The 5,313-nt window shown below is 39.3% G+C and carries 4 protein-coding genes and 1 pseudogene; 4 read left to right on the top strand and 1 reads right to left on the bottom strand.

The window, feature by feature from the left end:
* The first annotated feature begins 162 nt into the window (after positions 1-162).
* Genes QUA80_RS32920 through QUA80_RS32910 form a run of 3 tightly spaced genes read left to right on the top strand, consistent with a single transcriptional unit; the run spans position 163 to position 3,146 of the window.
* Complete coding sequence (locus QUA80_RS32920; RefSeq protein WP_333429108.1) at positions 163-1,746, top strand: hypothetical protein; 1,584 nt, start codon at positions 163-165, stop codon at positions 1,744-1,746.
* Positions 1,747-1,784: 38 nt separating this feature from the next.
* Positions 1,785-2,327, top strand: coding sequence for a hypothetical protein (locus QUA80_RS32915; RefSeq protein ID WP_333429107.1), 543 nt, complete (start codon positions 1,785-1,787; stop codon positions 2,325-2,327).
* Between the two features lie 15 nt (positions 2,328-2,342).
* Positions 2,343-3,146, top strand: coding sequence for a hypothetical protein (locus QUA80_RS32910; protein ID WP_333429106.1), 804 nt, complete (start codon positions 2,343-2,345; stop codon positions 3,144-3,146).
* A 138-nt stretch (positions 3,147-3,284) separates the two neighbouring features.
* Here the strand turns inward: QUA80_RS32910 and QUA80_RS32905 are convergent.
* Positions 3,285-4,427 (bottom strand): annotated as a pseudogene (locus QUA80_RS32905) (ISAs1 family transposase).
* Positions 4,428-4,674: 247 nt separating this feature from the next.
* Here QUA80_RS32905 and QUA80_RS32900 point away from each other — a divergent pair.
* Entirely contained in the window at positions 4,675-5,280 is a 606-nt protein-coding gene (locus QUA80_RS32900) for a hypothetical protein (RefSeq protein ID WP_333429105.1), read from the top strand.
* The last annotated feature ends 33 nt before the right edge of the window (positions 5,281-5,313 follow it).

Below are 5,313 nucleotides of genomic sequence, written 5' to 3'. Positions count from 1 at the left end.
TGGCATCAATACTCTCAAATCTTTACCACCAAAGCTTGCCGGGTGGTGCGCCGCAGGCGCACCCCCTGAACGGTTACTCCTGATGTTCTACCTTTTAATGCTCGTCTTTTATATTATGCTCAGTGTGCTTGGGGTTCAGGAGCTTTTAACGAACCGTCAGTGATGAGTCAGGAGATACGCTTAAAACTCCTTAAAGCTATGTTTCAAGACTGTGCAGGAGTTATTAAATTAAATACTAAGGAGAACCGCGATTTAAAGAATTGGTTTCGCGATATTGATGAGCGGGTAGAAGACAATGAGGCTATTGATGATGAAACCATGCGGCAAATTCTCCACTATTCTTTAGAATGGAGTGGAGGTAGAGAACTTTGGGATCGTTTCCGTGTGCGGGTTCAAGAATCATTTGCTGAACTGGTAATACTTCCTGCATTGTTGGAAGTATTCGATAATTACAAGGCTTTAGCAGAATCTCTGAAAATTCTGATTGAAACCCGAAAAATTTACAATCAAGATCAAGTTCAAAAAGAAAGAGATAACATTGCTAAAATTCGTCAAGACTTACATATAAATATAAAAACAATCGGCGAACAATTTAATGAAGAAATTAAGGAATTAATCAAAAAATTGAAGAAAAACAACCCTACGACTAACGATCGACTTGTACAAGATGCTGTAAAAAAAGGGCGTAAGGGATTTGAGCCGATTTATGATGCTGTTCGAGAAGTAGAAGGAGATTTAATTAAAGTTTTAATTGTTCCTGTTCTTGATGCTTTTAAAAATAATCAAGGAGCTTTTGAACTCAGAGATAAACTAGGGGAAGTGACATCCCCCCCATTAGCTGATGATATTTCTAAAGCCTATGATAATGTTAGTCGAAGACTCACTAAATTTTCTTCAGACTCAGAATACTTAGTTAAGCGTATACGGGCTGATGATGATAAGGAGAAAAAAGAACTTGAACATGATGAACGCTATGTTCGCTTGCTATATCACACGATGAGAGAAGCTATGTCTGCAAGGGCAGAGTTTGTTCTACAATCAAAAGCAAAACAGTTTGAACAAGCTTTAGAATCATTAGTTGATGAACAAGTTAAGAAACTCAAAGTTTTTCTGACCGAGGGCAATTTTTCTTCGATTAATCTTGAAAAAGCAGCCATCAGTAATTTACGCAAAAAGTTAGCTCAAAACTTGCCAACTTTACCCGAAAAGTTTTTTGAATTGCCAGATAATAATATCAAGCAAAACCGTTCTAAAAAAACAGAAGTAGTTGGACAAAAAACAGAACACGAAACACGCACTAAAATAGAACAGGAGAAGTATGAAGAATCTTATCAGGAAGGGTCTTGCTTGAAAACAACAAAAACGAGAACAAAAACACGGCCTGTAACTCGTACTTACCAAGAAGCAGTAACTCGTGATATTACCCAAGATGTTGCATACATCGAACTTTTCCTTCCGTCTCCAGGCTTAATGGCAAAACAATGGTCAAGTGGAATTGAAAAAGGGAAAGGGAGTTTGTGGGATATTTTGCGTGAGTGGATTCTCCAACGGTTAGATTATGTTAACGATATCTTTAAAGAATCCGTTGATGATATTACCAATCTAGCTGAACGTGCTTTGCAGCAACAATCAAGTATTATTGAGGGCAATTTTGAGCAAGAAAAACAGTTTTGGTGTGAGTTTGAAGTTAAAAAAGATCATGCAACAGCAGATTGTGAAAAGTTACAAGAGATTTTTAGTCAGTGAAGCAAGTTTTAAACCTAATGAAATTCAGGAGTTGAAAAATGGAATCTTTAGTAATTTGTTTAGTGCTAGTAGGAGCAGGCCTTTGTCTCAAGAAGCAACAAGATGAACAATCACAACTGCCAACTCATAGAAAACCTAGAGAATCTGTTAGTAATCGTCCATCTACGCCAGTTGAAATTCCTCTAGTTCAGGAAAATACTAAACAGGTTTTAATTTTAGTTATTTCTGCCTCACAAGTAGAGTTCCTTGAATCGCTAAAAGACAAAAATTCTATTGATGTTAGTGACGGAGAACTACTTTACCAAATTACTAGATATTTATGGCTAGGATCTGAAACTGAACTTTCTCGGAAAATACCTGATATCAATGAGTATTCAGTCGCCAAAGGAGCAGAATCCGAATATAACATTTACTTGGTTGAGATTAAACTCAAGCAAGATGACGAAGGATTTAAGCCTAATGTCAATCAACTCGATAGATATGATGCTTTTCGTAAATTAGCTGATTTAGCAGGTGAGGTTAAAGTGTCTGATAGATTGCAAATAGAAGCTTATGAAAACCTGGAAGTTTATAATCGCTAAACAGGAGAAAGTAAAATGCTGATTGATACCACTCTGTTAGTTAACAATCCCGAAATTATCAACAGTTTACTCGATGGTTCAATGCAACGCTATGGAAGCGTTATTAGATGGGCTGCGGGAACTGTAAATGGTGGTCAAATTGTGCGCCATTTAGCTGAAACTCCCGGACTGACTAGCAAACTGATGACTGTTCCATTTTCTCCCATTTTGGCAGGAATTGATGTTATTGGTCATGGGCTTAACTATCATAAACTAATAGGTGTCGAGGGAAAATTAATCGGTATTGAAAAAACCTTATCCTCAGTGATGGGGCTAAGTCAAATTGCTGCGGGCGCAAGTGTTTTAAACCTTGGTGTCAGTATTGCTGGCTTTGCCTATATGGGCTATAAACTGCACCAAGTACAAAAAACTTTAGGTCACATTCAACAGTCAATGGAAGAAGGCTTTAACCGTGTTGAAGCTGGCTTAAATCGAATTGATAATCGCATGGAAGAAGGATTTAATCAAGTTGAATATAGGTTAAATCGGGTTGATAATCGCTTAGATATTATCTCGGGACAATTGGCATATCTGTATTTATTGGTAGAAGACAGCCGCCAAAAGCAAACAAGCCTCGCGAAAGCTATTTCTCATCTTCATCAAGCCATGCTAATTAAAGAAATTGCTGGTTTAAAAGCTGAACTTTACGATCGCTCTCTTTTTCCTGATGAATCACCGAGATCGGCCCTTAAAACACAGGGTAATCGCATCTGCATAGAGGTCTCTAAGAGCGGGAAATTATTCAAAAAATTGACAGCAGCATTCAAGGGATACTCGTGAACTAAGACCCCCAATTTAGTAGTTTGGTGATAGCCCGCTACCCATCACCAAATTGGATTTCTACCTCATTGATTAATCTCGATCATCTATTTATTCTGGCTATTGATTATGATAAGTATTGCTTGCATTAGAACCCGCTCAAATCTCACTCACACTACTTTTGAGGATTTGAATCAGGAAATCATTATCTATACCAGCTTTATAACGTTTCATTTTTAAACTCATCTTGGACGGCTCCTGCTTGAGTAAATTGACACTTAAATGCCGGAGCAAGCTCAGATTTTGGGCAGCATAACCAGAGCGAATCCGACTGGCATCCTCATTGAAGGTGACATCTAACACCCAATGTAAACTATTTTCCACCGTCCAATGAGAACGAATCACTTGGTTGTGTCGTCTGGCAAAAGCTTCTAAACTGCTCAGATAGAATTGAATTTCTGTCGTCGTTTCCTTCCATGATTTTCTGTAGCGACGGACCATAACGACGGTGCTTAAACCGACCCACTCATGGAGGCGATGTAATGGGGGTAACTGGCTTACTGGCACGGCCCAGGCTTGACGAGTTTCTATCCGGTGATGTGACTTTTCAACGGTTTCATGATAGCTGTACTCAATTCCTCTGTCGGATAGGGGATTTGCTTGTAAAAACCAATCCTCGACTTGCTGATGAAGATTAGACTGGTTACCTTTAAGAGCTAATACATAGTCCCCTCCACCTTCAAAAATCTGTCGAGCAATCTTGGTCTGAGTCCCCATCGCATCGAGGGTTACCACCGCCCCTTTTAGATTCAACAACTTCAGTAGCTGGGGTACGGCAGTAATTTCATTGGACTTGCTCTCGACTTTTTGTTGCGCCAACACTAACCCATGTTCACTACTCCATGCACTCACCGTATGCAAGGCCTTGAGCTTATTTTCCCGATCGTATGAGCCTTTAGCCGTCTTGCCATCAATATGAATAACAGAGATTTTTAATTTTTATGATATTGTACTCACCCAGGCTAAGAATGCCGATTGTAGGGCTTCCGGGTCAATCGAGCCTAGAACCCGCCCAAAAGTATCATGGGATGGAATTCCATTGCTCAAGTCTAAAAACTTCTCTAGCCAAGACTGTTTTGCCTTGCCGTAAGTCTCAATGGCAACGAATCCATCAGCCCCGGATAGCACTGCTAAAATGGCTATGGTGAGAATAGCTTCCAAATTGTGATGTCTTGTTCTGGCGACCCGAGGGTCCTCAATGGACTGAAAATGTTTCAGTACACTCGATGAGAGAATCTTCATTTCTCTTTCTTGCTGAGGGTTGAGAGCTACTTCACCAAAGCCTTTTTCCATCTGCCTGAATTGGGATATCACAAAATTGTCCATTCCTAGTTTAACTGATTGTTGGTCACCACTCCCCTTTCTATGGCAGCCCAGACTAATTATTACATCTGTAGTTTTTTGTCAAGTACAATTTATACCAAATTAGATGCGATTACCCTGCCTTAAAACAGCTTCTAGTGTGGGATTATTTCTCAGTAATCAAGCAATGCAAGCTACCCCAGAATTAGATGCTGAAATTATGCTCAATGCTGATGTTTATATTCAAGGTTGGGCTGTAGCCATAGCAACAGAAGCCAATCTTCTATTAGAAATAGGGAAGCATCAAGAAGCTAAAGAATTACTGGCGTTACAAATCCCCCTATTTAAACAAGTCGCGGAAAGATGGGCTAAGGCACTAATCAATGATGAAAACACTTATCTATCTACTGCTTATCGCTTTACTAATTCTCGGTTTAAAAACCATATTGCCTCAGAACGAGTAGAACGAATTACGGAAATATCACCAAGCGATCGCACTTTATCTCCTGACCAAATCAGAAGCAAAAAAATTAACGTAGATGTAGAGTTTGAAATGTCCTATAGTTCTGCTAAATTTGATCAAACATGGACACATCGCCAAATTGCTGTAGCTGAATATTTGGATGGGTTGAGTGAACTTTCAGCAAGATTAGAAGGTTTAGAATCGTTTGCAAATCTGTGCGAAAGTAGAGGTGTTAAAAGCAGCCGTGAAATTCTTCCTGGGGCAGACACTGAACCAGGCATATACATACGGGAGCATCCCGGTTTTGTAAATATCCCCAAATCAGCGTAAAATAGTTAAAATTAATAGAAGCGTTAAAAAAAG

This window comes from Microcoleus sp. F4-D5 (assembly GCF_036704885.1).
Taxonomy (GTDB): Bacteria; Cyanobacteriota; Cyanobacteriia; order Cyanobacteriales; family Microcoleaceae; genus Microcoleus.
Note: the sequence above shows the minus strand (reverse complement) of the source record. Positions and strands in the feature narration are given on the sequence as shown.